Genomic DNA, 23,634 nt, shown 5'->3' on the forward strand with positions numbered 1-23,634 from the left:
GACAGCCTTGGCAAGCCCCCGCGTCTCGCTATGCGGCCGCTTCCGCGGCATCCCTCAAGTTCCCCTCAAAGGGTGAACCAGGGTCAGCCGCGCGGAACCTCCGATTCGATCCGCACGACCGAGGCGCGCTGCCCGGTCGCGTTGTGGTGCTCAATCGCCAGCAGGCCCTTCGCCTTGTCCCCGGCGACGGCGGCCTTGTTGCGGTTGACCACCAGAGCCGTGCCCGGCTTGGCGACGTAGCCCAGCGCCGCGTCGCCGCCGCCCTGCGCCGAGAACGCCGGTGCGAGCACGTCGAACGACAGCGGAGTGCTGACCTGGTCGATCAACCCGTTCGAGGTACCCGGCGCGACGTAGTACCCGGCGGTGCCCACCGTGTAGCTGATCCGGTGCGACGCCTCCTTCGGGTCGATGCCGAGCGCGGCGATGCTGACCGGCAGCACCATCACGTTCGAGTCGAACACGTTGGTGTCGACGTCGCCGAGCTGCCCGTTGATCGCTTGCAGGTCGACCGACGGGTTGCCCGGCTTGGTCAGCGACACCGTGTTGACGAGCAGCACGTCCGACCCCGTCGCCTTCGTCACGAAGGTTTCGAAGTCCGGCTTTCCGTCACCGTTGGTGTCGATGTCCACGAACGGCACCGTGTTGCTGCCGAGGTTCGCGAAATCGCTCCAGGTCGTGATGCCGAACGCCAGCGTCGCGTTCTCCGGCTCTCCCTGCGCCTTGGCGAGCGGGGCTGTCGACGCCGCGCCGATGTAGCGCAGGTCGCCGCCCTTCGCGGTGCGGTTGAGGGTGCAGTCGGACGTGACGTGCGAGTCGCATTCCGGCAGCTGCGGCGATTCGGCCTGCAGTTCGAGGACGCTGATCAGCGAGCGGTACCGCTGGGAACCGCTGCCCTGGTCGATGCCCTTGCCGCCGAGGTTCAGCACGGCCTGGTCGGCGTTCGCGCCGAAGCGCACGCCGCCCGGGGTGGTGATCGCCGAAACCGGCTTCGGCGCCGAGTACACGGCCACCCGCAGCGGAACGGTCGCACCGTTCTTCGGGGTGAACGCGACGCGGCCCGAGGCGTCGGCCACGAACTGCCGGGCGAGCCCGGCCTGCGAAGCCGCCATGGTCGGGTCAAGCACCTTGCGCAGCGCCTTCGGGTCGGCGATCTTCAGCGTCACCTTCACCGTCGCGACCCCGCGCGGGTTCAGCTTCACCGAGCTCTTGTCCACTGTGTACTCGACGCCGGGCAGGCTGTTGACCGCCTCGTAGCCCACCGAGTACTCAGCCGCCTTGACGCCCTTGTTGACCACCTTGATCGTCTTGCTCAAGGTGACCGGCCCAGCCGCCTCGACGGTGCCGAACGTGACGCTCACCGCGCCAGGGTCGTCCTGCACATACGCGAGAACCTGGTTGTCCAGCGCGGCTTTCGCGTCGATCCGGCCTGCCCCGACCCGCTGCGGGCCGTAGGTGTGGCCGGCCCCGTCGGTGATGTCGTGCACCGCGGTGCCCACGACGTCGGCCTTGACCTCTTCGACGCTCCAGTCCGGGTGTGCCTGGCGGACCAGCGCCGTGATGCCCGACGTGTGCGGCGCGGCCATCGACGTGCCCGAGATGACCAGCCGTTCGTTGCCGCTGCCGCGGAACGCCGACGTGATCGTGTCGCCAGGAGCGGCGATGTCCGGTTTCACCGACGGACCGCGTCCGCCGCGCGAGGTGAACGAGCTGGGAGTGTCCACGATGGACTGGTCATACGTCTGCAGCGTGGTCCGGCCCGCTCCGTAGAGCCGCACGGTCAGCGTGCCCGCGGTCAGGCCCGCCCGCACAGCCTGGGTGGCCTTGCCGGTGAGCTGGAACATCGGAACGGCCGCGTTGCCCGCGATGCCCGCGCCGAAATGCTCCACAGTGGACGAAAGCAGCACGCCCTTGGCACCCGCGGCCTGCGCGTTGTTGGCCCGCGCCGCCGAACCGCATGGACGGGTGGCGTCGTTGTCGTCCCACTCCAGCCACGCGATCTTGCCCGCGACCTTTGCCTTGTCCTCAGCGGAATAGGCGGCGCAACCGGCGTTGTTGCCCGCCGAAATCGGCACCACCGGAGCGGTGAGGTCGAGGGTGTCGTAGCCGGTGTACTCCTGGCTGTACTGACCAGGCTGCTGCCCGGCGGTCGGGGCCTTGACCTCGATCGCGTCCCGCAGTTCGCCCGCGTCGCGGCTGCTGGCCACGGTGAGCGCTTCCGGGGTGTTGCCCGGCGAACCGGCGATGTCGTTGATGTCGCCGCCGTTGCCCGCCGAGATCACCGGCAGCACGTTGTTCTGCGCGAGCTTGCGCACGAACAGCGAGTCCGGGTCGTCCGGCGCGCCGAAGTCGCTGCCCAGCGAGAGGTTCACGACGTCGAGGTGGTCGGTGAAGTCGCCGTCGCCGTCCGGGTCGAGCGCCCAGTCCAGCGCCTGCGAGGTGACGTTCGTGGACCCCTTGCAGCCGAACACCTTGATCGCGTAGAGCAGCGCCTTCGGCGCGGTGCCCGGCCCGATCCGCATGGCGTCGAGCGTCTTTTTGTTCAGCTTCTTGTAATCGCCGGTGAACGTGCTGCCGTCGGCGTTGACGCCGAAGCCGCCGATCGTGCCCGCGACGTGCGTGCCGTGCTCGCCGCACGCGATCGGGTTGGGGTCCGGTTTCGGCGTCGGCGAACCGGTCTTGCCCGCCGAGTCGTAGTCGTCGCCGACGAGGTCGGTGCCGCCGACCACCTTGGCGCTCGGGAACAGCGGCGACGGCTTGGCGCGGTCGACCGCCTTGTACGCCTCGGGCGTGCCCGGGCCGCCGAAGTCGGCGTGGGTGTAGTCGATGCCGTCGTCGATCACGCCGACGCGGATGTTGTCGCCGAACTTGCCGGTTTTCTGCCAGCTGGCAAGCGTGTTGGTGAGCTGTTCGGCGCTGGCGTTCGTGCGGTTCTTCGGCACGACCGTGCGCACCGAGACGACGTCCGGCCGTTCCGCGAGCTGGCGGATCTTGGCCGCGTCCGCGGTGACGACCGCGCCGGGAACCGCGTTGGCCGTCTGAGTGACCAGCTGCGTGCCCGCGTCCGCGGACCGCAGCTGTCCCACGACGGAGCTGACCGCCGCGGCGACGTCGGCCTTGGCCGCCTTCGCCGCCTGCTTGGCCTTCTCCTTGCCCTTGCCCTGCTCCTCCTTGAACGCGTCCACCGCGGGTTTCTTGGCCAGCTCGACGAACGCGGTGATCTGCCCCTGCGCCGCGCTCAGCCGGGGCGAAAGCTTGCCCTGGACCTTGCTCGCGTCGACCTTCGCCGGAGCGACCGGCTCGGCCAGCGGCGCGCCCTGCGCGGACGCCGCGGGCACGGCGACGGCCGCCGCCAGCACCACCGCGGAACCCACGACCACCGAGCGGGCAGCCCACCCGGGCAACCGGGTTCTGCTCATGAGTAACCCCTTCTCGAGGCCCGGATCACGAACCTGCCCGCGCTCCCATTCGCACCCCCGACGGTGAGCACCGGCGCCGCACCGTGCTCTCACGGCGCGTGGTTCAGCCTCGCGGCAAGAACCTAGCTGTCCGAAACCCCTACTTTCGTGCGGAAAAAGCTCCGTTACCCGAATGTTGCCGGTGCGGGTGAACGACAGAACGGCCCCTTCCCCGGGAGTCCGGGAAAGGGGCCGTTCGGCGAAATCGGGACTAGCTGAAGTCGACCGCGCGGATGGTGTGCGCGCCGACGGTGGCTCCGATCGGCTCGAGCACGTTGGCGTCCACGTGCCGGTCGACGCGCAGCAGCATGATCGAGTCGGAACCGTCCGTGCTCTGGCTGATCTGCGCGGCCTCGATGTTGATGCCCGCCTCGCCGAGCAACGTGCCGACGCGGCCCATGACGCCCGGGCGGTCCGGGTACTCGATCACGAGCACGTCGCCCTCGGCGCGGAGGTCGAAGTGCCTTCCCTTGACCTCGACGATCTTCTCGACCTCGTCCTTGCCGGTGACCGAACCGGACACGGTGAGCGTCGCGCCGTCTCCGTGCACTGCGCGGAGGGTGACCAGGCTGCGGAACTTCGGGCTCTCCGACTCGGAAACCAGCTCCGCCTGCACGCCGAGCTCCTCGGCCAGCCGCGGCGCGTTGACGAAGGTGACCTGGTCCTCGACCACGCCCGAGAACAGCCCGCGCAGCGCCGCCAGCTTCAGCACCGCGGTGTCTTCGCTGGAGATCTCGCCCTTGACCTCGACGGTCAGCGACGTCGGGGCCTTCGGGTTCAGCGCGGTCAGCACCTGGCCGAGCTTCTGGGTGAGCGACAGGTACGGCCGCACGTGCTCGCCGACCGCGCCGCCGCCGGACACGTTCACCGCGTCCGGCACGAAGTCGCCGCGCAGCGCCAGCAGCACCGAACGCGCCACGTCCGTGCCCGCGCGGTCCTGCGCTTCGGCGGTGGACGCGCCGAGGTGCGGCGTGACGACGACGTTCGGCAGGTTGAACAGCGGGCTCTCGGTGGTCGGCTCGGTGACGAACACGTCGATGCCCGCGCCGCCCACGTGCCCGCTGCGCACCGCGTCGGCCAGCGCTTCCTCGACGATCAGGCCGCCGCGCGCGGCATTGACGATGATCACGCCGGGCTTGGTCTTCTTGAGGGCCTCGGCGTCGATGAGACCCTTGGTCTCCGGCGTCTTCGGCAGGTGGATGGAGATCGCGTCGGCGCGTTCCAGCAGTTCGTCGAGGGTGACCAGCTCGATGCCCAGCTGGCCGGCGCGCGCGGCCGAGACGTAGGGGTCGTACGCGATGAGCTTGGCCCCGAAGGCGGCGAGCCGCTGGGCGAACAGCTGGCCGATCTTGCCGAGCCCGACGACGCCGACCGTCTTGCCGTTGATCTCGACGCCGGAGAACGAACTGCGCTTCCACTCGCCGCCGCGCAGGCTCTGGTCGGCGGCGGGAACGCGGCGGGCGACCGCGAGCAGCAGCGCGACCGCGTGCTCGGCGGCGGAGACGATGTTCGAAGTCGGCGCGTTCACCACGAGCACGCCGCGCTCGGTGGCCGCCGGGACCTCGACGTTGTCCAGGCCGACACCCGCGCGGGCGACGACCTTCAGCTGCGTAGTCGCCCCGAGCACCTCGGCGTCGACCTTGGTGGCGGATCGGACCAAGAGCGCGTCGGCGCTCTTCACCGCCTCGAGCAGAGCGGGACGGTCGGTGCCGTCCACGTGCCGGACCTCTACCTCTTCACCGAACACACTCAGCACGGAGGGCGCGAGCTTCTCCGCGATGAGGACTACGGGTTTGCTGGGCTTGGTCACGATGCGGCTCCCACTATCTGGTCACGAAATCGAGGACGCTCTCTCGCGGCGCACGTCGTTGTGCCCGGACTCGCGGGAGTTTAACGCGGGGCACTGACAGCCCGCTGCCCCCGCTGTTCACTTGTTCGTAATCCGGTGAAGACAAGCCCCATCAGGCGCTCTGTACCGCCTTCTCCCGGAAGGTGGGATCCGGCCCAGGAAGCGCCGTGCAGCAACAAAAGCAGCTCTCGGACCGTCACGTCGGCGCGGAAAACGCCAGCCGCTTGCGCCCTGTCCACTAGATGGGACGCGGCTTCCCGCATCGCCTCACAGGACGCGTGCAGCCGCGATTCCGGATCGTCGAACGCGTCGGCCAGCATTTCGGCAAGCCCGCGGTAAACGCCGGAGGTCTCGCCGAAGCCGATCAGCCAGGTGTACAGCCCGTCGAGCGGGTCGTCGGCGAGCAGCAGCTCGCGCGCCTTTTCCGCCTGGGAGTCGAACCGGTCCCGCAGGAGCGTCTCGATCAGATCTTCCCTGGTCGGAAAGTGGCGATAGAGGGTGCCGATCCCGACACCGGCACTGCGGGCGACGTCTTCGAGCGAGGCGTCGACGCCGCGTTCGGCGAAGGCGCGCCTCGCTTCGGCGAGCAGGCGCTCGTAGTTGCGGCGGGCGTCCGCTCGCATCGGCTTGGCGTCGGTCATGTCGGGTCCGAGTTTATCCCGTGACAAATCGGAGGGCCCCTCCGTATAGTAACCGGAGGCAGCCTCTGGTTCTGGGTGCGTCCGCGGAGGACGTATCGGCCTTGGCTGCGCCGGAATCACTGCCGCGCTCCTGCGGCCGGGGAACTTCTTGGAGTCTGTTGTGAATCTGTTCGCGAACCTTGCCGCCTCCGCGGAAGGCGGGACACGATGACGATCGGAATCTGGACATTTGCCTTTGACGGCAGGGAAATCGGCGAAGTACGCACGGCCGCCCGAGAGGTCGAGTCGCTGGGTTTCACCGCGCTGTGGTTCGGCGAGTATCGCGGCCGGGAGGCGCTCACACAGGCCGCACTGCTGCTCGAGGCGACCACGACGTTGACTGTGGCGACTGGGATCGCACGATTTTCCGAACGGTCAGCGGCAGCCGCTGAAGCAGCTGGACGCACACTGGCCGAGGCATACCCGGGGCGGTTCACGCTGGGCTTGGGCGGACATCGGCCGGGCGGCGGAGGCAGTGCGATGCAGGACTACCTCGACGCCATGGATGCGGCCGAACTGGACTTCGCCGCCGGCTCTCGACCACGTCGGCTCCTAGCCGCACTCGGCCCAAGAATGCTGAAGCTCGCGGCGACCCAGGCCGACGGTGCGCACACGTACTTCGTTCCGCCAGAGCACACCGCGTTCGCCCGCGAAACGATGGGACCCGACGCGTACCTCGCCGCCGAACAAGCCGTCGTCCTCGACGCAGATCCGGTGCGAGCGCGGCAGATCGCTCGCGAACACGTCGCCGGCTACGCACGACTGGCTCCACACCAACGAGCGAATCTGCGCCGCCTCGGCTACACCGAGGAAGACCTGGCCGACGGCGGCAGCGACCGTCTCGTCGACGCGATCGTCGCCTATCGCAGCGAGCAGGAAGTCGCCGACCGAATCCGCGCACACATCGACGCCGGTGCGGACCACGTCTGCGTACAGGTTCTCGTCGACGGACCGGAGATTCCGGTGGACGGCTGGCGTCGCCTGGCCGCGCTGGTCCCCTGATTCATCGGCGGGGCTTTCGAAGCTTCCCGCGAAAGCCCCGCCCCCGGCTCGCTTCCCGTGCCCCCGCCGAGTCCGGGCCATCGGGCCGCCCCGCACTCGCCTAAGTCGCCCCAGACGCCGGAATCCCCCGCTCACCAGGGATTCGCCACTAAACGGCGAAAACGTTCATCCCCTGCAGACGAGCACTTTTCCGTTCATCACCGACATTCCCACGCCTCCGCGTCCTCGCAGCGATTCCGGCGAACACTTCCCCTGAACGGGCGACTCCGGCGGGACCGTTTCGCCGTCCAGCGGCCACACGGGCTTGTTATCTTCGCGAGACGCCTCGCCCGCGTTCGCCCCGGGCGCCGCCGGTGTTCACGAAACTCGCCATCGCCGCGTCCCGGACGGTCGAACTGATCCTGCTCGCGCCGGGGATCGCCACCTTCGTCCAAGACGACAATGTCCTCGCCCTTCCCTTCTGGGATCTGCTCGCGCTGAGCTACCTCGGCATCCGGGTCGCGCGTGTCCCGTAGCCGAAAATCGACCACACCGACGCCCGGTGGCTGAAAGGCGTGCTAGGCCGTCGGCTCGGGCTGCTGTCGCCCTCCTGACCAGCCTCGTCGGCGTCTCCCGCGGTCTTGTTGGCCTGGGTGATCCTGCACTTCGGTTATGCGGAACGCTACGCCCAGAAGCACTTTCGCGTTCACCATCGGACGAGCTTCCCGGTCTCGGACGTCGAAACGCGGACGACGTCGATCCGTTCCCTCGTCCTCGCGGTCAGCGTCATCACCGGCGGACGGTGACCCTTCTGAGTTACAGTTGCCCTAGCGCGGCAGGGGCCGCGTCCTGTCCGCGGAAAGGGCTGAGCCCACCCCCGTACCACGAGTTGCCGAGCTTTCCTTCTTCCCTGCCCGGTGCCGGCGGACCACGGGGCGCGCAAGGGAAGGAAGGACTCCCCCTGATGACGGCCTTGCCCGCCAACCCCGACCTCGGCCAACTCCGCAAACAGGCGAAAGAACTCGCCCGCGCCGACTCGGTCGCGCTCTCGGAAGCGCAGTTTCGGCTTGCTCGCCGCTACGGATTCCCCAGCTGGCCACAGCTTCAGGCTTACGTCCGCCGAATCGCCGAGCACGGACCGGACGTCCAGCACGCCTACCACCAGGACGTCGAGTACTACCGCGGGCGCGCAGCCGGCCTCCTCGCCTCAGCCGAAGACGGCACTTCCGACGCCCGCGCCGCCTTCGACCGGCACGAACAACCTCTGACCCGCACCGGCGCTCTAACCGTCATCGCCCGCGAGCACGGCTTCCCGACGTGGCAGGCATTGAAAGCTCACGTCGAGGATTTGCCGAAAACCGGCGAACCGTTCGCCCGGGCCTATCAACTGGTAGAAGCCCGAGATTTGGACGGCCTGACCGCCCTGCTCACCGAAGCCCCGCACCTGACCCGCGCCCGAGGCACCAACGGAAACGACCTCCTCGGCATGGCCTCCGCGACCCATGACGAACGCCTTGTCCGCGTACTGCTCGCCCACGGTGCCGATCCCGCACGAGCCAACGCACACGGCTGGACTGCCCTGCATCAAGCCGCCTACAGCAATTTACCACTGATCGCCGACCTCTTGATCAACGCTGGCGCACCCCTGGCCTGTTCAGGCCGCGGTGACGGCGGAACCCCGCTGATTGTGGCCCTATTTTGGGGAAATCGCGCCGTTGCCGAAAAACTGGCAACGCACGAACGGTCCCCTCACAACCTGCGTGTCGCAGCAGGTCTCGGCGACGACGCGCTACTGGATGAACTCGTCAGTCCAAAGAGGACTCTTTCTCCAGCAGCCGGCGCACACCGTGATTTTTACCGTCCACACAGCGGTTTTCCCTTCTGGCAGCCGGCAAACGACCCTACGGAGATCCTCGACGAATCCCTATCCTGGGCCGCCCGCAACGACCAAACAGCCGCGCTCCGCACCCTGGCCGCACGCGGCGCGAGCCTGAACGCCGACATCTACCGCGGCACCGCCCTCACCTGGGCAGCGACGTGTGGCCACTCAGCGGCGACAGAGACTCTGCTGTCACTCGGCGCGAACGTCAACCACGTCGGCACCTTCGGCGGCCCACGCCACGGCGTCGGCGTCACGGCGCTGCACCTGGCCGCCCAAAACAACCAACTGGACGTCATCGAACTCCTCGTAAACGCCGGTGCCGACCTCACCGCCCGCGACGCCCTTTGGGACAGCACCCCCGAGGGCTGGGCAGAAGCCTGCGACAGTCCCGCAGCCCAAGAATTGCTGCATCGCCTCAGTCGCCACTAATCGGCAACTCGCGACCGGTAGACAACCGGAGTCGGTAGTCCGTATCGTAACGGACTGCCGACTCCGGTTAACCGACCCGCGGAGACCCTCATGACCACCGCACGCGACCTGTTCGACCAGCTCTCCACAGGAATCGCCGACGGCCGCTTCGCCGACCTCGCAAACCTCTACTCCGAAGACACCGTCGTGGAGCACCCCACCGCAATCCCGAGGCCTGGCCGCATGGAAGGTCGCGCCGCAGTACACGACCGCTTCGTCAGCGGCCTGGGTCAAACCCTTCGTCTCAAGCGCCACGACGTGACCGTCCACGAAACCGCCGACCCCGAGGTCATCGTGGCCGAATACCACTACACCGCCGAATCGCGAATAACCGGCCGGACAACCGAGACGGCCAACATCCAAGTCCTCCGCTCCCGCGACGGACTCCTCACCCACACCCGCGACTATCACGACTACCTGCGCCTGGCCGCGATCCAGAACGCGACCGCCGGCCTTGTCCAGGCATACGCCCAAGCGCCCGCTTACGAACCTCGCCCTATCGCTCCGCGCCCGGCTGAACTCTTCTCCCCGAAAAGCCGCGAGGGCGTATTCCAACGAGTCGTCTTCGGCGTCGCCGACGGACGCTGGTCCGAACTCCCCGACCTCTATGCGGCGAAAACCGATGTCCGTCACCCGTTCCTGCCCGGAGCCCCCGTCCTCCGCACCCGAGACGACCTGCGAGCCCACTTCGACGCCGGTGCCGCAGCAGCCTTCCGCATCGAGGTGACCGACCTAGTACTCCACCTGAGCACCGACCCAGAAGTCATCATCGGCGAATCGACCTACGTAGGCGAAACCAGCTCCGGGACCCCGTTCCAGGTAAGCAACATCTTCGTAATGCGCATCAAAGACGGAGAGATAGTCGAATCCCGCGACTATGGTGACCACCTCGCCCTGGCCGCAGCCACCGGCCGCCTACCGGAGCTCGTCGCCCGCCTCGCCGAATAACGGCAACTCCGCCACGCTTTCGGCGCCAAACGGCAACGCCCACACCACGCTGCACACCGCCACCACGGCGGCCCGCCACAAGATTCGCCGCTCAACGGCTAATCAGCACCGCGCCGCATGACGGCAGCCAATCAACCGCTGAACCCGTCGTTGCCAGTCAGCGGCGAACGTCCATGACCGAAGACCTCGCCGCTCGGTGACAGCAACTGCCACCGCGGCCGCTCGCCATTCAGCAACATCCGCTGCGCGGCCGTTCACTACTCATCGGCATCTGCCCCTGCCCTCGCCGCTCATCGGCGAACACTGCCGTCACCCTCGCCACCAACGCCCTGACGCTCTTCAACAACCTTCACCAAAGCCGAAGCCACCAACGCCACAGCCCGATCCTCATCCCCCGCCAACTGCTGCAACGCCTCGTGCGCAAGCGTCCCCGGCATCTCCGCGAGCGCCTGCGTCAACCGGATCCGCACCGCAGAATCCGCAGCATTCGCCGCCGACGCATCGACCAACGCGCCGACAATTCCGTTCGCGCCTTCATCCGCCAGCGCGCCCAAAACCTCAGCCGCCTCGACGTCGTTTCGCCCCTCGACGACCATTTCGATAAGCGTCGGCACCGCCGCCTCCTCCGCACCGCGCGCACCCAGAGCAAGTGCCGCATGCCGACGGACCACCGAGTCGGAACCGGCGAGCGCGTCCTTCAACACCGCGGTCGCCTCGTCGCCGGGCAACTCGATGAGTGCCAGGATCGCGCGTCGGCGGACGTCGGCGTTCTCCGAACGGAGACCGGACGCCACATTCGCCACCCCGTCGCCGTCGGTCCGGGCGAGGGCCCATCGGAGCGCGCCGGCGACGTTCGGGTCGGATTCGGCGAGAATCGCTCTGGCCAGCACCTCGGCGGGAACCGGCACATCGTCGGCAGGGGCCAGGACGGCCTGCTGACGACGCGCGGCACCCGGCGAACTGAGCCCGCGCAGCAGTTCGACGATGCGCAAGGCACCCTCCCATCCGGAGGGTGCCGAGGCATCGACCGCACGGAGCCGGTCGAGCAGTTCCTGTTCCCGTTTCAGCCGGTCTTCGGTTCGCCGGATGAGGTCGCCGACCAGCTCCGACGGCACGAAAGCGGGATCTTCCAGCGCCCGGCCGATCTGCCGCAGCGACATCCCGAGCGACCGGAGGCTCTCCACGTGGAAGATCCGGCGGATGTCGTCGGCGGAGTATTCGCGATAGCCGCCCACGGTGCGACCGGTCGGCCGCACCAGCCCGAGGGCGTCGTAGTGCCGGAGCATCCGGGTGCTCACCCCCGAGCGGCGGGCGACCTCGCCGATCAGCACGCGGTTTCCTGAGCCCGCTCCGGACCGAGCGCGACGATCCGTTTCGCCTCGTCCACGGCCTGGTCGAAACCGGTGTCCGGGTCACGGAGCAGCCGCTCTGTGGCCACTGCGTGCGTCCGGACAGCGGGGTCGGTGCTCGTCACCGCGGCCTCCAGTACCGGCTCGATCAAGGGACCGAGCGCGACCAGCGCCCGGCTGAGGCTGAGCTGCAGGGTCCGGTCGCCGCGACCGAACTGTGTCGCCAGTTCAGCCGCCAGTCCGGCCTTGTCCCCGTCCGGCACGAGGACGACAGCCGCCCGCCATGCGCTTCTCGCGACCTCGTCGTCGGCGTCGCGCAGCAACGATCGGGTGATCGCCGGCCACACGTTCCGGTCGCCGATTTTGGACAGCGTGTGCAGCGACTGGCTCCGGGCCTGCGGCACCGAGGACCGCAGCTCCGCGAGAAGCCGCGGCACCGTGTCCCCTGCCGGGAACCGGGTCAACGCCCAGGTGAGCATGTCGCGCACGTAAAAGTCCGGCTCGATCGCGCACCGTGCGATGAGCGCCTCGACGAGACCAGGGCCGTCCGGGTGCGTTCCGATCGCCAGGGCGGCCTGCAGCCGCGTCGACGAGTCCCCGGAGCCCAACGCCTCGATCAGCCGCGTGAGCTGGGAATTCATCTGTGTCGAGTTCATCGGGATCACCTCCGCCGACCAGTGAAGACCTTGTCACGATGTCAATGTCAAACCCGGCGGGCAAAAGGAACCGTCGCCGCTCAGTGGCGAATCCGGCCTACGCCCGATCCGCACCGACAGCGACGCCGACGATCGTGCACGGTTCGACGCCGTGGTTTCGCCAGGCGTGCCGCGTGCCGTTCTGGACGACGACATCGCCTGCCCGCAAGACCGTCTGGTCCCCGTCGTCCAGCTCCAACGTGATCTCGCCCGAGACGACCAGGACGTAATCGAGGCTGTCGGTGGTGTGCATGCCCGGCGCGCCGGGCTCCATTGCGGCGGCCGCACCCGGTGCCTGTCGCTCCAGTTGTTCCCAGGCTGCCGCCACGTCGAGGTCCGGCAACGGAGCCAGCTCGCCAGGCGCGATCGTGTTGATCATGAACCGCGAGCCGTCCCGCGGCGGGTAATACGCCTCGGCCCGGCCCGGCGAACCGTTGTCGGGAAATACCGGTCGCTCGTCCCGGCCCCACAGCCGGTAGATCGCGCAGCCGGGCATCAATCCGGAGGTGATCGGTTCGACGGCGGCATCGGCGACCACTCGGGCCTTGCCGTCGGAGTCGTGCCCGGTGACTACTCGGCGAACCTTCGCGTGCGTCATGTCATCGCCTCTCGGTACGGCATCGTATGGATACGGATGCGTATGGATACGCCACCGTATCCAGCGCGAGCGGGACCGTCAATACGGTGGCGTATCCTCCGCGCATGGTGAACGATTCGCCCCGGCTGTCCGCCCAGGACTGGACGCGGGCCGCGCTGAAGGCGATCGCGGACGGCGGGCTGGCCGCGGTCGGAGTCGAACCGCTCGCGAGAACGCTCGGCGTGACCAAGGGCAGCTTCTACGCGCACTTCCGCAACCGGGACGAGCTGATCACCGCGGCTCTCGCCGATTGGGGGCGAAGCCACGGCGAAGCGGGGCTCGCCGAGTACGCGGCAATTGCCGATCCGCGGCGACGGCTGCGCGAACTGCTCACCGCCGTTGTGCGCGCCGTCCAGCCGTTGGCCCCGTCGGTGCACCTCAGCTTGCTCGGCGACCGCAACGACCCGCGGGTCAAAGACGCGGTCAGCCGCGTCAACCAAGCCCGACTTAACCTGCTGACCAGCACGTATCTCGAACTCGGCTGCACGCCGGATGAGGCGGCGCACCGGGCGCGGGTCGCTTACGCGGCTATTCTCGGGCTGCTGCACCTGGCCCAAACCGAGGCGGATTCGCCGAGCCCCGATGCACTTGCCGACGCAGCGGCCGCGATCTTCCTGCCTTCTTGAACCAGCCCGCGCATCGTCATCGGCGTCCTAGCGGCGAATCTGACGCGACACGATCTGGCCCAGCGAAGTCGAAGTAGCCGCGAATCGGCGAAACCCACGATCGACCGAGCGTCCACGCACCCGAGAACGCCGCAGCCGCGTAGGCGATCGATCGCCGCCCACGCACGGAATCGCTCGATAGGGTGACAGTCCTGACCATGAATCGCCAAGAAGGGCGTGATGGAGATGCGGGTGCTCGTCTCGGTCGACATGGAGGGAATCGCCGGAGTCGTGCACGGCGACGACGTCATTCCCGGGCACAGCGAATACGAGCGCAACCGCAAGCTGCTCACCGCCGAGGCCAACGCCGCCGTCCGCGGCGTATTCGCGTATGACGCAGCCGCAGAGGTCCAGGTCACCGAGGCGCACGCTAGCTTCCGGAATCTCCTGCCCGAACTGCTGGACCGACGTGCCGAACTGCTCCGCGGCTCGCCCAAGCCCGGCGGGATGATGGCGGGATTGGCCGAGAACACGGACGCGGTGCTGTTCATCGGCTACCACGGCAAGGCCGGCACGCCCCGCTCGGTCATGGCGCACACGATCTCCGGCGGGACGGTCGCGGACGTGCGTTGCAATGGCCGTTCTTTGGGCGAACTCGGTCTGAACACCGCGCTCGCGGCGCACTACGGCGTACCGCCGGTGCTGGCAAGTGGCGACGACACCGTGGCCGCTGAGGCGGCCGAAGTCGCACCTGGCATCCGCTCCGTGGTGGTCAAACGTGCGCTAGGTGCTCGCGCGGCCGCGATGCTGCATCCCGACGAGGCATGCAGCCAAATCGAGCACGCGGTACCCGAAGCTCTGGCCAGCCGGGAGGACGTTTGTCCGCTGCGCTTCGACGGCCCGGTCGAACTGGAAGTCCAGGTGCATCGGCCTCGGATGACCGAACACGCACTGCTGGTGCCGGGAATGGAACTCGCCGACGGGTGCACTCTCCGCTATCAAGCGCCGGACTTCCCGACCGCCTACCAGGTCACCGAACTCATCGCGACGCTCGGAGCCTTCTGATCCGGACAGCCGGACCCAGCCGCGAAGCCCCGCACGAAGACGCGCCCGAGCCTCTGACCTGGGCAATCGCGCCGCAACGTCAGATTCGCCATTAAACGGCAACAGCCGTCCACCAGCAGTCCGGCCGGATTCCCGGCCAGAAACGGCCCCCAAAAACGAAGCCCTACGACTCGGGCAACTCGAACTCGCCGTCCCGGACCCCGCGCGTGAACGCGTCCCATTCCGAAGGCGTGAACACCAGCACCGCCCCGTCCGGATCAGTCGGCTGCCGGATGGCCACGTAGGTCACCCCGTCCGAATGCGGGACGAACGCGTACTCCGCGCAATGCTCCAGGGTCACGCCCGCCGGTTCGGCGCGGATCCAAGTCGCGCCGGTGAGGTCGAGTTCGTGCCGGATGTGCGCCTTGTCGTCGGTCGGGCGGCTCATCGCCACAGCGTATCCGCCATTCAGCGGCAACGCCTTGAAACGAAAAGAGGCCCTGCCGTCCGGCAAACGGACAGCAGGGCCTCCTCAAGGGAAACGGGTCAGGCGGTCTCGGTGATCGGCCGGTCCACCCACGACATCAGGTCGCGGAGCTTCTTGCCGGTCTTCTCGATCGGGTGCTGGTTGCCCTGCTCCTCGAGCTTCGTGAAGTTCGGCCGGCCCGCCTCGTCCTCGGCGACCCACTCGCGGGCGAAGGTGCCGTCCTGGATCTCGCCCAGGATCTTCTTCATCTCCTCCTTGACGGCGGGCGAGATGACGCGCGGGCCGCGGGTGAGGTCGCCGTACTCGGCGGTGTCGGAGATGGAGTAGCGCTGGCGCGCGATGCCGCCCTCATACATGAGGTCGACGATCAGCTTCAGCTCGTGCAGCACCTCGAAGTACGCGATCTCCGGGGCGTAGCCCGCCTCGGTGAGCACCTCGAAACCGGTCTGCACCAGCGCGGACGCGCCGCCGCACAGCACGGCCTGCTCGCCGAAGAGGTCGGTCTCGGTCTCCTCGGTGAAGGTCGTCTTGATGACGCCGGCCCGCGCGCCGCCGATCGCCGCGGCGTAGGAGAGCGCGAGCGCCTGGGCGTTGCCCGAAGCGTCCTGCTCGACCGCGATCAGGCAGGGCACGCCCTTGCCGTCCACGAACTGGCGGCGGACCAGGTGGCCCGGGCCCTTCGGGGCGACCATCGCGACGTCGACGTTCGCCGGCGGCTTGATCAGGTCGTACCGGATGTTGAAGCCGTGGCCGAAGAAGAGCGCGTCGCCGTCCTTGAGGTGCGGCGCGATGTGCTCTTCGTAGATGAAGCGCTGCTTCGTGTCCGGCGCGAGGATCATGATCACGTCGGCCTCGGCGGCCGCCTCGGCGACCGACAGCACGCGCAGGCCCTGCTCCTCGGCCTTCGCCCGGGACTTGGACCCCTCTTGCAGGCCGATCCGGACGTCGACGCCCGAGTCGCGCAGGCTGAGCGAGTGCGCGTGGCCCTGGCTGCCGTAGCCGATCACGGCGACCTTGCGACCCTGGATGATCGACAGGTCGGCGTCGTCGTCGTAGAAGATTTCCACTGCCATGGGGGGTACTACTTCCTTCCGTACTTACACGAAATCTGAGGTTCAGCGGGGAGAAGCGGCGGTGATCGAGCGGGCCCCGCGGCCCACCGCGACCATGCCGGACTGGACGAGTTCGCGGATGCCGTACGGCTCCAGCATCCGCAGCAGCGCGCCGATCTTGTCCGACGTCCCGGTCGCCTCGACGGTGAGCGCCTCCGGCGAGACGTCCACCACCTTGGCGCGGAAGAGCTGGACGGTCTCGAGGACCTGGCTGCGCACGGTGGCGTCGGCCCTGACCTTCACGAGCAGCAGTTCGCGCTGCACCGCGCTGCCAGCCTCCAGCTCGACGATCTTGATCACGTTCACCAGCTTGTTGAGCTGTTTGGTCACCTGTTCGAGCGGTAGCTCCTCAACGGCGACCACGATCGTCATCCGGGACACCTCGGGGTTCTCCGTGGGCCCGACAGCAAGGGACTCGATGTTGAAGCCGCGGCGGGAGAACAGTCCGGAGACCCGGGCGAGCACACCGGGCTTGTTCTCGACCAGCACGCTCAGCGTGTGGACAGTCATGCTTGCTCTCCCTCCGCGGCGGCGGCCTCGGCAGCGGCTTCCTGCGAAACCTCGTCGTCGTCGAACAGCGGCCGGATGCCGCGGACGGCCATGATCTCGTCGTTCCCGGTGCCCGCGGCGACCATCGGCCACACCTGGGCATCCTTCCCCACGACGAAATCGATCACGACGGGGCGGTCGTTGATCTCCATCGCGCGCCGGATCGTCGCGTCGACGTCCTCCTTGGCCTCGCAGCGCAGGCCGGCGCAGCCGAGCGCCTCGGCCAGCAGCGTGAAGTCCGGGATGCGGTGCTTGTGCGTGCCGAGGTCGGTGTTCGAGTACCGCTCGGAGTAGAACAGGTTCTGCCATTGCCGGACCATGCCGAGGTTGCCGTTGTTGATCACGGCGACCTTGATCGGCGCGCCCTCGATGGCGCACGTGGCGAGTTCCTGGTTGGTCATCTGGAAGCAGCCGTCGCCGTCGATCGCCCACACCTGCGTGTCCGGGAGGCCGAACTGCGCGCCCATCGCGGCCGGGACGGCGAAGCCCATGGTGCCGAGGCCGCCGGAGTTGATCCAGGTGCGCGGTTTCTCGTACTTCACGAACTGCGCGGCCCACATCTGGTGCTGCCCGACGCCCGCGGCGTACACCGCGTCCGGGCCGACCAGCTCGCCGATCCGCTCGATGACGTACTGCGGCGACAGCGACCCGTCGTCGGGCCATTCGTAGCCCGCCGGGTAGTCCTCGCGCCACGAGTCGACCTGCGTCCACCAGTCGCTCAGGTCGGGACGGGCGCGCTCGAACTCGGTCTTCACCGCGTCGATCAGCTCGCCGATGATCTCTTTGCAGTCGCCGACGATCGGCACGTCCGCCTTGCGGTTCTTGGAGATCTCGGCGGGGTCGATGTCCGCGTGGACGATCTTCGCGTCCGGCGCGAACGAGGACAGCTGGCCGGTGACCCGGTCGTCGAACCGGGCGCCGAGCGCGACCAGCAGGTCAGCACGCTGCATCGAGGCGACCGCGGCGACGGACCCGTGCATGCCGGGCATGCCGACGTGCTGGCGGTGCGAATCGGGGAACGCGCCGCGCGCCATCAACGTGGTGGCGACCGGGATGCCGGTCAGTTCGGCGAGTTCGCGCAACTGCTCGGACGCCTCGGCTTTGATCACGCCGCCGCCGACGTACAGCACCGGCCGCTGGGCCTGCGCGATCAGCTTCGCGGCCTCGCGGACCTGTTTGCCGTGCGGCCGCAGCGTCGGGCGGTAGCCGGGCAGTCGCAGTTCAGGCGGCCAGGAGAACGAGGTCATCTCCTGCAGCACGTCCTTGGGGATGTCCACCAGCACCGGGCCCGGGCGGCCGGTCGCGGCCAGGTGGAACGCCTCGGCGATGGCCCGCGGGATCTCCGCCGGGTCGGTGACGAGGAAGTTGTGCTTGGTGATCGGCATGGTGATGCCGCAGATGTCGGCTTCCTGGAACGCGTCGGTGCCGATCAGGCCGCGCGACTGCTGCCCGGTGATGGCGACGACCGGGACCGAGTCCATGTTGGCGTCGGCCAGCGGGGTGACGAGGTTCGTGGCTCCCGGACCCGAGGTGGCCATGCAGACGCCGACCTTGCCGGTCGCCTGCGCGTAACCGGTGGCGGCGTGCCCGGCGCCCTGCTCGTGGCGGACGAGGACGTGCCGGACCTTCGTGGAGTCGAGCAACGGGTCGTAGGCGGGAAGGATGGTGCCACCCGGAATGCCGAACACGACCTCCGCGCCGACCGCCTCGAGCGAGCGGACAAGCGACTGCGCGCCGGTGACGCGCACCGGCGTACCCGCCGGCGGGGCGGGCTTCGGACGTGCTCCTGGGACACCGGGCGCGGTCGGCCCGGGCTTCGCGTCGCTGCGCGACGTGGCACTGGTCATCGGTTCTGCCTCGTGGGTTCTCGGTGTCACTCGTTCGGGTTGTCTGGGCCGTACTTCCGGTCGGGGAACCGGTTTCACGCAACAAAAAACCCCCGCCGACCGTAAGGTCGCACGAGGGTCGCGCGTCGACGCAGAGGACTCTTCCTAAGCGTCGGCGCGCTGGGGAAGTACGAGACCGGTCTGCGTAATCACGGCCCCGACGTTAGTCGCGCGCCCGGGCGAGTGTCAACTCTACGGGACGGCGGTTCCGCATCGTGGACGGCCAGTACTGCCCGCGCGCGACCCGGACGCAGGTCACTCCCGGCGTCGGTGCACCATTCCTGCGTGGCCAAGAAACAGCAGGACCAGCGTGCGGACGAGGGCCGGAAGGCCGTGTTCCGGATCCCGACCACGGCGTATCTCGCGATCGGTCTGCTGACCGTCTGTGTGACACCGATCGCACTGGGCGAGATCGGCGGATTCCAGTGGTTGTACGTCTTCCCGCTCGCGCTGCTCGTGTTCGTCGCGCGCACGCGCACCGTCGCGACCCGCGAGGGGCTGCACGTCCGGACCGTCTTCGGCAAGCGCGACCTGCCGTGGTCGTCGCTCAAGGGCCTGGCGATCACGAACAAGGCCCGCGTGCGAGCGGTCCTCGGCGACGACACTCAGGTCAGCCTTCCCACGGTGCGGACGCGGCACCTTCCGGTACTGGCACTGGTGAGCGAAGGCAAGATCAAGGACCCGTCGGGCGTGCTGAGCGACGAGGAGCTCAGCGGGCGGAAACCGGCCGCCGCCGAGACCGCGCCGGACGCCGCTCAGGAATCCGCCACGGAACCCGCTTCGGAGCCTTCTCCCGAGCCCGCTGAGCCGGAGCCTTCCGCCGACGCGGAGCGGACCGGCGGCGGCAACGGCAAACCAGCCGAGTAGAATTGGTAGGACCAGTTTGCGGAGCCGTAGTTCCCCTCCGCCTGGTTCAGCCTTCTGACCTGGGAGAATGCCGTGCCGCACCTCCGTTCCCGGACCACCACCCACGGTCGCAACGCGGCGGGCGCACGCTCGCTCTGGCGTGCGACCGGAATGACCGACAGCGATTTCGGCAAGCCGATCGTCGCGATCGCCAACTCCTACACCCAGTTCGTGCCCGGCCACGTGCACCTCAAGGACCTCGGCGAGATCGTCGCCGAGGCGGTCGCCGAAGCAGGCGGCATCGCGCGCGAGTTCCACACGATCGCGGTCGACGACGGCATCGCGATGGGCCACTCGGGCATGCTCTACTCGCTGCCCTCGCGCGAGATCATCGCGGACTCGGTGGAGTACATGGTCAACGCGCACCAGGCCGACGCGCTGGTGTGCATCTCCAACTGCGACAAGATCACGCCGGGCATGCTCAACGCCGCGATGCGGCTCAACATCCCGACCGTGTTCGTCTCCGGCGGTCCGATGGAAGCCGGCAAGGCGGTGGTCGTAGAAGGCGTCGCGCACGCCCCGACCGACCTGATCACCACCATCGCGGCGTCCGCGAACTCGGCGATCGACGAGGCCGGTCTCTCCGAGGTCGAGCGCTCCGCCTGCCCGACCTGCGGTTCGTGCTCCGGCATGTTCACCGCGAACTCGATGAACTGCCTCACCGAAGCGCTGGGTTTGTCGTTGCCGGGCAACGGTTCCACGCTCGCGACGCACGCGGCCCGGCGCGAGCTGTTCTCCAACGCCGGACGCACGGTGGTCGAGCTGTGCAAGCGCTGGTACGGCTCCGACGACGAGTCCGCGTTGCCGCGTTCGATCGCCACGAAGGAGGCGTTCGAGAACGCGATGGCGCTCGACATGGCCATGGGCGGGTCGACGAACACCGTGCTGCACATCCTCGCCGCCGCGCAGGAGGGCGAGGTCGACTTCACGATCAGCGACATCGACGCCATCGGGCGGCGGGTGCCGTGCCTGTCGAAGGTCGCCCCGAACTCCGACTACCACATGGAAGACGTCCACAGGGCCGGCGGAATCCCCGCCATCCTGGGCGAGCTGTACCGCGGCGGCCTGCTGAACACCGGCGTGCACGCGGTCCACGCGCCAGACATCGCCACGTGGCTGAACGAGTGGGACATCCGCGCCGAGTCTCCGTCGGAGAAGGCGCTGGAGCTGTTCCACGCCGCACCGGGCGGGGTCCGGACCACGCAGGCGTTCTCGACGGAAAACCGCTGGTCGTCGCTGGACACCGACGCTGCCGGCGGCTGCATCCGCGACGTCGAACACGCCTACACGAAGGACGGCGGCCTCGCGATCCTGCGCGGCAACCTGGCCGAGAACGGCGCCGTGATCAAGTCCGCGGGCATCGACGAGGACCTCTGGCACTTCCAGGGCCCGGCGCGGGTGTTGGAAAGCCAGGAGGAAGCCGTGTCGGCGATCCTCAAGAAGGAGATCCAGCCAGGCGAGGTGCTGGTCATCCGCTACGAGGGCCCGGCAGGCGGCCCCGGCATGCAGGAAATGCTGCACCCGACGGCGTTCCTCAAGGGATCCGGCCTCGGCAAGAAATGCGCCCTGATCACCGACGGCCGCTTCTCCGGCGGCTCCTCGGGCATCTCGGTCGGCCACATCTCGCCGGAAGCCGCCGCGGGCGGTCTGATCGGCCTGGTGGAGAACGGCGACCAGATCGTCCTGGACGTCCACGAACGCCGGCTCGAGCTGCTGGTCGAACCGGAGATCCTGGCCGAACGGCGGGCGAAGATGGAAGCTTCGGAACGTCCGTGGCAGCCGAAGGACCGGCAACGCCCGATCACCGCGGCGCTGCGGGCCTACGCCCGGATGGCCACGTCGGCCGACACCGGCGCGGTCCGGGACCCGAACCGCTGATCCTGCTGTTCGCTTCTGCCGGAAGGGGCCCGCGCATGGTGCGCGGGCCCCTTTTCCGTGTCTCGCCTAGCTGGCTCCCGCCGCTGAAATCTCGAATTGCGCTGTCGCCCGGTTCCGGTCGACACGATTCTCCGCGCAACGGACAACGGTCGCCGCGGCCAGCCAGAGTCCCCGGGTCCGCAGCATTCGCCACTAAGCGGCGAACGCTCCCCCAGCGGGCCCAAGGACCTCGATCAAGGCGAACCGCCACTCAACGTCGGATAGTCGCTCCGTCCAGCCCGAAGTGCCCGGCCCGCACCATTCGCCGCCAAACGGCGAACGCTCCCTTTCGCCAGCCCAGGACCCCGCTCGACACGAGTCGCCGCCCCATGGCCACGGCCCGCCCGCCCACGCCGATCCTCGAACTCCAGCCGCCGAATCCACGTCGGACGTCGCCGCTCACGAACCAATCCCGCCAGCCCCGAGCCCCGGATTGCGGCCCCGACCAGGCATTCGCCACTAAACGGCAACACCGGAACGACCCGCTCAACGACCGGCACCCCGTCAACCTCGCCGTCGCCTCCGACCGGCTCCGCGCAGTCAGCGACACAGGCTCGGACCAGGTCAGCGAGTCAGAACGATGACGACCACAGACGCAGCCGCAGCCAGCAGCAACGAGATGAGCCCCAGCGGCAACGGCCGCTTCCGCCACGGCGTGTTCCGCTCCAGCGAGATGGTGCCCGCGCCGGTGAAGATCAGCGTCAGCGCACACAGGCCCAGCAGCAGCTCGTACTCCCAGCCCTGGCCGGTGCCCTGGAAGAAACCGCCGTGGAACTTCGCGTAGACGATGTTCGCGGCCACGCCCAGCAGCCCCGCCGCAGCGAGCGGCGTGAACAGGCCGACGATCACCAGCGCACTGCCCGCGACCTCAGTGATGCCGGTGATCCACGACAGCAGCGTCGTCTGTTTGTGGTACCCGAACATCTCGAGCACGTGCGCGAACCCGCCGACGCCCGGTCCGCCGAAAGCGCCGAACAGATGCTGCAGGCCGTGCGCACCCATGATCACGCCGAGCCCCAGGCGCAAGACGAGCAGGCCGAAGCCGAGACCGCCCTGCCGCGGTTCGTCGTAGTCGTTGCCGGCAGAGTCCTCGACACCGGACAGCACGCTGGTCTGGTAGTCGTCCCCTTGAGTGGTCACGCGGCGAAGATTAGGGGATTCAGCCGTGACCCGCGAGCGAGCACGCCGAGGTCAGGGGCTCTTTCAGGGTTCACCCTGAGTGCCGGGCAGACATCCGGGAGATGATCAGTATTCGCCGCGCACGAGATTGCCGGGTAGCTCTCCGCCAGCGTACCGGGCGATTTCCGCCGCAGCCACCAAATAAGCGCGCCGCCGGACGCCCCGCACCGCTCCGGCCACATGCGGCGTCAGCACGAAACCGGGCGCTGTCCACAGCGGATGGCCGTCCGGCAACGGCTCGGGATCGGTCACGTCGAGCGCGGCTCGAAGCCTTCCGGCCGTCAGCTCCGCCGCCAGCGCGTCAGTAACCACGACAGGCCCTTGGGCAGCATTGACCAGTACCGCGTCATCACGCATCGCCGCAAGAAAATCAGCGTCGACCATGCCCCGCGTCCGCGACGTGAGGGGGACCATCATGACCACCACATCGTGGTGCGGCAGCAGCTCCGGTAACTCATCGACACCGTGCACGCCCTCACGCGCCGACATCCCGACCATCGTGCAGCGAACGTCGAACGGCTCCAACCGCCGCCGCAACTGCCGCCCGACGTCCCCGGCCCCGACGATCAGCACGCGCTGGCCCTGCAACGTGTCGGACGGCAGCTGCTCCCAGCGTCCCGCTCGTTGTGCCGCCGCGTAGACGTCCAGATTCCGGTACATCGACAGCAGCACGCCGACGACCCACTCCGCCATGCTGCCGCTGTGCGCACCGCGACAGGTGGACAGCAGAACGCCGTCCGGGACGCGGCCGACCCAGTCCTCCGCGCCCGCGGTCAGGAGCTGCACCAGCTTGAGGTTCGGCAGATCACTCCAGATGTCGTCGCCCGCGGAATCCATGGCCGGGACGAGCACCTCGGCTTTCGCGGCCTCTGGCGGCAACGGACGGCCCCATTCGTAACGCACCGCGTGCACGAGGGGGATTTCGGACAGCACGGCGACGCCCTCGTCGTCCGGGACCAGCACGGTGACTGTCATGATCACCACGGTAACCACTTACGAGTGGCT

20 protein-coding genes are annotated in these 23,634 nt (G+C 68.5%); 8 read left to right on the plus strand and 12 right to left on the minus strand.

Going from position 1 to position 23,634, the window contains the following annotated elements:
• Positions 1–83: 83 nt before the first annotated feature.
• The 3 genes from H4281_RS18645 to H4281_RS18655 form a co-directional block, all read right to left on the minus strand.
• A complete protein-coding gene (locus H4281_RS18645; RefSeq protein WP_182892215.1) occupies positions 84–3,416 on the minus strand; it encodes a S8 family peptidase in 3,333 nt (1,110 codons plus the stop codon).
• Positions 3,417–3,666: 250 nt separating this feature from the next.
• Entirely contained in the window at positions 3,667–5,265 is a 1,599-nt protein-coding gene (serA, locus tag H4281_RS18650) for a phosphoglycerate dehydrogenase (protein ID WP_182892216.1), read from the minus strand.
• Positions 5,266–5,345: 80 nt separating this feature from the next.
• A complete protein-coding gene (locus H4281_RS18655; RefSeq protein ID WP_182892217.1) occupies positions 5,346–5,945 on the minus strand; it encodes a TetR/AcrR family transcriptional regulator in 600 nt (199 codons plus the stop codon).
• A gap of 207 nt (positions 5,946–6,152) precedes the next feature.
• On the opposite strand from H4281_RS18655, the gene H4281_RS18660 reads away from it, so the two are divergent.
• The 4 genes from H4281_RS18660 to H4281_RS18675 all read left to right on the plus strand — a co-directional run bounded on the left by H4281_RS18660 (position 6,153) and on the right by H4281_RS18675 (position 10,263).
• The gene (locus tag H4281_RS18660; RefSeq protein ID WP_182892218.1) at positions 6,153–6,986 is read left to right on the plus strand and encodes a TIGR03620 family F420-dependent LLM class oxidoreductase; all 834 of its coding nucleotides are present in this window, start codon (positions 6,153–6,155) and stop codon (positions 6,984–6,986) included.
• A 353-nt stretch (positions 6,987–7,339) separates the two neighbouring features.
• Complete coding sequence (locus H4281_RS18665) at positions 7,340–7,501, plus strand: hypothetical protein (RefSeq protein WP_182892219.1); 162 nt, start codon at positions 7,340–7,342, stop codon at positions 7,499–7,501.
• A gap of 428 nt (positions 7,502–7,929) precedes the next feature.
• Complete coding sequence (locus tag H4281_RS18670) at positions 7,930–9,276, plus strand: ankyrin repeat domain-containing protein (protein WP_182892220.1); 1,347 nt, start codon at positions 7,930–7,932, stop codon at positions 9,274–9,276.
• A 90-nt stretch (positions 9,277–9,366) separates the two neighbouring features.
• Positions 9,367–10,263 (plus strand): nuclear transport factor 2 family protein, encoded by an 897-nt coding sequence (locus tag H4281_RS18675; RefSeq protein ID WP_182892221.1) that lies wholly within the window; start codon positions 9,367–9,369, stop codon positions 10,261–10,263.
• 290 nt (positions 10,264–10,553) lie between these two features.
• Here the strand turns inward: H4281_RS18675 and H4281_RS18680 are convergent, their stop codons facing one another.
• The 3 genes from H4281_RS18680 to H4281_RS18690 form a co-directional block, all read right to left on the minus strand.
• Complete coding sequence (locus H4281_RS18680) at positions 10,554–11,594, minus strand: HEAT repeat domain-containing protein (RefSeq protein ID WP_182892222.1); 1,041 nt, start codon at positions 11,592–11,594, stop codon at positions 10,554–10,556.
• On the minus strand, positions 11,588–12,268 hold the full coding sequence (locus tag H4281_RS18685) for a HEAT repeat domain-containing protein (RefSeq protein WP_182892223.1): 681 nt from the start codon (positions 12,266–12,268) through the stop codon (positions 11,588–11,590). The genes H4281_RS18680 and H4281_RS18685 overlap by 7 nt, the downstream gene beginning before the upstream one ends.
• Positions 12,269–12,365: 97 nt before the next feature.
• On the minus strand, positions 12,366–12,905 hold the full coding sequence (locus H4281_RS18690; protein WP_182892224.1) for a cupin domain-containing protein: 540 nt from the start codon (positions 12,903–12,905) through the stop codon (positions 12,366–12,368).
• A 104-nt stretch (positions 12,906–13,009) separates the two neighbouring features.
• Between H4281_RS18690 and H4281_RS18695 the strand changes: the two genes are divergently transcribed.
• Together H4281_RS18695 and H4281_RS18700 are read left to right on the plus strand one after the other, a co-directional pair.
• Positions 13,010–13,570, plus strand: coding sequence for a TetR/AcrR family transcriptional regulator (locus H4281_RS18695; protein ID WP_220507453.1), 561 nt, complete (start codon positions 13,010–13,012; stop codon positions 13,568–13,570).
• A gap of 219 nt (positions 13,571–13,789) precedes the next feature.
• On the plus strand, positions 13,790–14,614 hold the full coding sequence (locus H4281_RS18700; protein ID WP_220507454.1) for a M55 family metallopeptidase: 825 nt from the start codon (positions 13,790–13,792) through the stop codon (positions 14,612–14,614).
• A gap of 163 nt (positions 14,615–14,777) precedes the next feature.
• Here the strand turns inward: H4281_RS18700 and H4281_RS18705 are convergent, their stop codons facing one another.
• The 4 genes from H4281_RS18705 to H4281_RS18720 all read right to left on the minus strand — a co-directional run bounded on the left by H4281_RS18705 (position 14,778) and on the right by H4281_RS18720 (position 18,588).
• A complete protein-coding gene (locus H4281_RS18705; protein WP_182892226.1) occupies positions 14,778–15,041 on the minus strand; it encodes a DUF397 domain-containing protein in 264 nt (87 codons plus the stop codon).
• A 98-nt stretch (positions 15,042–15,139) separates the two neighbouring features.
• Positions 15,140–16,153, minus strand: coding sequence for a ketol-acid reductoisomerase (gene ilvC, locus H4281_RS18710; protein WP_009074019.1), 1,014 nt, complete (start codon positions 16,151–16,153; stop codon positions 15,140–15,142).
• A 42-nt stretch (positions 16,154–16,195) separates the two neighbouring features.
• The gene (gene ilvN, locus H4281_RS18715) at positions 16,196–16,702 is read right to left on the minus strand and encodes an acetolactate synthase small subunit (protein ID WP_009074017.1); all 507 of its coding nucleotides are present in this window, start codon (positions 16,700–16,702) and stop codon (positions 16,196–16,198) included.
• Positions 16,699–18,588, minus strand: a complete 1,890-nt coding sequence (locus tag H4281_RS18720; RefSeq protein WP_220507455.1) for an acetolactate synthase large subunit — start codon at positions 18,586–18,588, stop codon at positions 16,699–16,701. Before H4281_RS18720 ends, ilvN begins: the two co-directional genes overlap by 4 nt.
• Positions 18,589–18,912: 324 nt before the next feature.
• On the opposite strand from H4281_RS18720, the gene H4281_RS45625 reads away from it, so the two are divergent.
• Positions 18,913–19,494, plus strand: coding sequence for a PH domain-containing protein (locus tag H4281_RS45625; protein ID WP_237598331.1), 582 nt, complete (start codon positions 18,913–18,915; stop codon positions 19,492–19,494).
• 72 nt (positions 19,495–19,566) lie between these two features.
• On the plus strand, positions 19,567–21,411 hold the full coding sequence (ilvD, locus tag H4281_RS18730) for a dihydroxy-acid dehydratase (protein ID WP_182892228.1): 1,845 nt from the start codon (positions 19,567–19,569) through the stop codon (positions 21,409–21,411).
• A gap of 603 nt (positions 21,412–22,014) precedes the next feature.
• Here ilvD and H4281_RS18735 read toward each other — a convergent pair.
• Both H4281_RS18735 and H4281_RS18740 read right to left on the minus strand, forming a co-directional pair.
• Complete coding sequence (locus H4281_RS18735; RefSeq protein ID WP_182892229.1) at positions 22,015–22,590, minus strand: DoxX family protein; 576 nt, start codon at positions 22,588–22,590, stop codon at positions 22,015–22,017.
• Positions 22,591–22,695: 105 nt separating this feature from the next.
• Positions 22,696–23,604 carry a 2-hydroxyacid dehydrogenase gene (locus H4281_RS18740; RefSeq protein ID WP_182892230.1) on the minus strand — a complete coding sequence of 303 codons (909 nt, stop codon included), beginning with the start codon at positions 23,602–23,604 and terminating at the stop codon, positions 22,696–22,698.
• Between the last annotated feature and the right edge of the window lie 30 nt (positions 23,605–23,634).

This window comes from Amycolatopsis dendrobii, assembly GCF_014145675.1.
GTDB classification, from domain to species: Bacteria; Actinomycetota; Actinomycetes; order Mycobacteriales; family Pseudonocardiaceae; genus Amycolatopsis; species Amycolatopsis dendrobii.